At 40.7% G+C, this 3,793-nt stretch carries 7 protein-coding genes; 3 read left to right on the forward strand and 4 right to left on the reverse strand.

Going from position 1 to position 3,793, the window contains the following annotated elements; genetic code table 11:
• From RH88_RS00205 to RH88_RS00215, 3 genes are all read right to left on the reverse strand, one after another.
• Positions 1–476: helix-turn-helix domain-containing protein (locus RH88_RS00205; protein WP_005592608.1), on the reverse strand; the 476-nt coding region annotated here is incomplete at its 3' end.
• Positions 477–744: 268 nt separating this feature from the next.
• Positions 745–1,044, reverse strand: a complete 300-nt coding sequence (locus RH88_RS00210) for a type II toxin-antitoxin system RelE/ParE family toxin (protein ID WP_005592609.1) — start codon at positions 1,042–1,044, stop codon at positions 745–747.
• A 7-nt stretch (positions 1,045–1,051) separates the two neighbouring features.
• The gene (locus tag RH88_RS00215; RefSeq protein ID WP_005592610.1) at positions 1,052–1,294 is read right to left on the reverse strand and encodes a type II toxin-antitoxin system Phd/YefM family antitoxin; all 243 of its coding nucleotides are present in this window, start codon (positions 1,292–1,294) and stop codon (positions 1,052–1,054) included.
• Positions 1,295–1,543: 249 nt separating this feature from the next.
• On the opposite strand from RH88_RS00215, the gene RH88_RS00220 reads away from it, so the two are divergent.
• The gene (locus RH88_RS00220; RefSeq protein ID WP_005592611.1) at positions 1,544–2,017 is read left to right on the forward strand and encodes a hypothetical protein; all 474 of its coding nucleotides are present in this window, start codon (positions 1,544–1,546) and stop codon (positions 2,015–2,017) included.
• 196 nt (positions 2,018–2,213) lie between these two features.
• On the opposite strand, the gene RH88_RS00225 is transcribed toward RH88_RS00220, so the two are convergent.
• Positions 2,214–2,501, reverse strand: a complete 288-nt coding sequence (locus RH88_RS00225; protein ID WP_138944234.1) for a 2TM domain-containing protein — start codon at positions 2,499–2,501, stop codon at positions 2,214–2,216.
• 361 nt (positions 2,502–2,862) lie between these two features.
• Between RH88_RS00225 and RH88_RS00230 the strand changes: the two genes are divergently transcribed.
• Positions 2,863–3,255, forward strand: a complete 393-nt coding sequence (locus tag RH88_RS00230; RefSeq protein WP_005592613.1) for a hypothetical protein — start codon at positions 2,863–2,865, stop codon at positions 3,253–3,255.
• A 156-nt stretch (positions 3,256–3,411) separates the two neighbouring features.
• The gene (locus RH88_RS00235) at positions 3,412–3,780 is read left to right on the forward strand and encodes a VOC family protein (protein WP_005592614.1); all 369 of its coding nucleotides are present in this window, start codon (positions 3,412–3,414) and stop codon (positions 3,778–3,780) included.
• Positions 3,781–3,793: the final 13 nt, after the last annotated feature.

A 3,793-nucleotide genomic window follows, 5' to 3' on the forward strand; every position in this document is an offset into this window, starting at 1 on the left:
GGTTTATTTGCAAGCCGTCCTCGACTGTCTTTTGAGTTGTAGCGCTTACGCTTTTTCTTAGTCGATTGACGCAGGTGTTTCCATAGCATTCCGCCTTCTGCTTTATCGTTCCAGACGTACTGATAAATGAGTTCGTGACTCATTGTTGGATAGCCTCTTAATCTTAAGTAGCCAACGATCTGATCTGGGCTCCAATCCAGTTTCAATAAGGCTTCAGCCAACCTAAAGTCAGTTTTACAGTAACGCTTATTTCGCCTTGAACGACTAAGTCTACTTCGAGCTTTTTGTTGTGCGCGAGCAGGTTGGTAAGACGGGTTTGGTCGGTATGCGTTGTATCGCGAGTTCCGTTGGAATTCACGATAAATAGTACATCTGTGACGACCTAGTTGTGTGGCGATTTTATCGACACTAATTCCTTGCTTTCTCAGAGCAGAAATCATATACCTTTCTATCTCAGTGAGGTGCGTATATCTCATGGTTTTTCACTTCTTGGCGGGAGCAAATTCATGATTATCGCATCTCACTGTTTCTTTGTTCAGTGGTGTCGCACTTCGTACTTGAATCCAAGAAATAAAACAAGGCATTTAAGACGGATTCTCAACGCTTGGCAATTTCAGCCTAGGTTAGCTTTAGTGCTAAATGTGGCAAGGTTTAGGTTTGGGTGGTCGCGTTGTTCACCACTTAATGCGGCGTTAGTTTGCCAATCAGAATAGCACCCTAACTGAACATGCTAGGGTGTGGTAATTATCGCAAATGGTTTTGCGGCAATTGCGATTGTCCAAGAACTGCAACGACCAAAATAAAGCCGTCTTCTTTGGTAAAGTAAGCCGTGTGCTTGCCGATCGGGAAGTAAAAACCGTTTTGATATATATCGTTGCAGCTTCTACCTACTGCCGGGTTTTCAGCAAGCATCTGAAACCCAGTAAGAAGAGTGTCTTTATATGAGTTCCACTGCATCTGGGAAAAGTTTGTAACAGTATAATTTTTGATTTTGTGTAAATGAGCCTGTGCTAATTTACTTAGTTTATATTTGCTCTTGTGCATACTCTACTTACAACGCGTTTAAGAAATTTTCACCGTCAACGACATTGCCTTGGGCTAAGTCTACTTTTGCAGTCTCAAAGCAATGTTTTATGTAATCGGCTTTCATCGCTTCAAGTTCTTCATAGTCTCTAATCGACATTACAACAACGGCATCTTTGTTGTTTTTACTAATTTTAACTGGCTCGCGTTGAGCGTTTAGAAGCAGTTCACCGAAATTACGTTTGGCATCATTTGCTGTTAATGTGTACATGGTTAAGCTCCAAGTCTGCAAGTACAGTATCATTATAGGTTATCGCTCTAAATGTGCAATTTAATTAAATCGTGCGATTTGTGTGAAAGGTAAACTAACAAAGCGTTTAAGACGGATTCCCAACGCTTGGAATTTTCGGCTTACTTTAGGTTAAGTGTTTATGTCACAATGGTTTAGGCAGGGTGGTAGCGTTGCTCACCACTTAACGCGGCGTTAGAGTGAATGATACAATCTCGAAAAAGGTCGGATATGGATAAATTACTACAAGAAGTTAGTGATATAAGAGGTGGATTGGATCGTCTTACCCCGCTAATGACAGAGCGTTTGTATGAAATTTTATCACGAGCCCCAAATCGAGTGGTTGCATCAGCGGTAATACAAACTCTCTATCTAGCGCAGGAGAGGCATTCCGATTTCCAAATCCTGAACTATGGTGGCATGTTAGACGCTTTCACACGCGAGTACCGCTATAGCACTCCTTTTATGTATATCCTCGATATTTTCAATATTAAAGATGTTGGGGTCGTTGTTACGGGGTATTTGATTGCAGGACAAGTAGGGATTGAAGATAAGCTATGCCTTTTAAAGGCAGATGGTCGTAATATTGAACTCGAATGTACAGGGGTTGAAGAAACCCTATCAAGAGTATCTCAGATCTTTATAAGTCCAATTGCAATGACGGAGATTAGCCAAGGAGATTGCTTGGTGAAATATTCACTCTAACAAAGCGTTTAAGGCAGATTCGCAACGCTCGGCATTTTTGGTTTGCTTCAAATTTAGTGTTTACGGCACAATGGTTTCGGTTGGGTGGTCTGCGTTGCTCACTACTTAACGCGGCGTTAGCTTTCTAAGCACTCATCATTGATTTTTTTGCACTTTTTTATGCTGTTGTGTCATAGAAAGCCTAGACTCTAGCTGCTCATTTCCGTAGTTTTGTTAAGCGCTTTTCAACTTCTTTTTGCTCCCAGTCATCGCCTAAAAAATTAAATATCTCAAATGCCTTGATAGCGTGTGAAACCATAAATATTCCCCAGCCTAAGGCTGGATAAATTGCCCAAAGTTCCTCAGTACCAGTGACGAAATTAATAACAAACAATAGGCATATTACCGATAAATATTTGGTTAAGTGGACATAAAATTCTTTTTCTTTTTTTACTTGAGCCCGTATGTGTTCTTGTTGATTAGTTGTGTGCATTGTTTGTTCCATTTCACTGCCCTTTCTTTAACGTAAGTATCGAATACGGAGAATGATAAATGTAGTTGTGGGGCTTGAGGTTTCTTTGAGACGAAATGTCGAAAAGGGGGAGTGAAGTGTCAATAACTAGGATAAAGTGTCCACGTCTAAGGGATACGAACCAAAAAGCGGCATTCTTGAGTTTCTAATTCCCCCAAGCTCGTAAGCTAACAAAGCATTTAAGAGGGACTCAAAACGCTTGGCGGTTTGGTGTCACAGTTTTAATTAAGTGTTTATGTCACAATGGTTTAGTTCAGGGGATGGCGTCTTTCGCCCCTTAATGCGGCGTTATGTGCCCTGAGCACCCCATGTTTAGTGTTTTCAGAGAGGTAATATGAGCAAAACAACAGTAAAGATATCGTATTTTTTCGCAAGCATTGTTATTCCATTTTTTATTGGGGCGGTAGCTGTTGAAGTGTTGAATGAAGTTAGGAACACTTGGGCGCGGGTAGGAGTCGTATTCCTATCTACGGTTGTTTTGTTCATAATTGGGAATTTGTATGTTGTTCGAAAAGCCTCGATCAAAGAGGATTGGTCCAATTTCTTCGAGTATGTGAATGAAACTTGGTTGTTGAGTTCGATTTTGCTATTTGTAGTCTCTTTTTTGTATCAGTTTGTAGCTTTAGAGAAAGCTGATATCGGTATTGTGATTCTCATTTCTGTTATTACCACTACAGTGACTTTTATTCTGTATATGTTCTTCAAGTGTAATAAAAAAAGCACATAACAAGGCGTTTAAGACGGATTCCCAACGCTTGGCATTTTCGGTTTAATTCAGCTTAAGTGATTAAGGCACAATGGTTCAGGTAGGGTGGTAGCGTTGCTCACCACTTAACGCGGCGTTATATGCTTTCGGGTTTCTAGTCATCAAAAGGACTTCAAAATGATTTTAAATCACGTTTCAGTTGGTACTTCTGATGTGGTGGCAGCCGTTAAGTTTTACGATTCAGTGTTGTCTACATTGTCCATTAAGCGTTCTCACTATATCGAAAGTGTAGCGGCTGCTTATGGTGAAAACTTCGAGTTTTGGGTTGGTAGTCCTTGCGAAGGTAAAGCGACTTCGAGTAACGGATTACATATAGCTTTCAATGCCCCAAATAAAGAATCTGTTGACCAATTCTATGCCACAGCAATCGAGCTAGGTGGTACATGCGAAGGTAAGCCGGGTTTTAGACCAGAGTATGGTGAAACTTATTATGCGGCATTTATTCGAGACCTTGATGGAAACAAAATTGAAGCAGTCATAACGTAGCTTCAAACACGCA

The organism is Vibrio scophthalmi LMG 19158 (assembly GCF_000222585.1).
In the GTDB taxonomy this organism is placed as follows: Bacteria; Pseudomonadota; Gammaproteobacteria; order Enterobacterales; family Vibrionaceae; genus Vibrio; species Vibrio scophthalmi.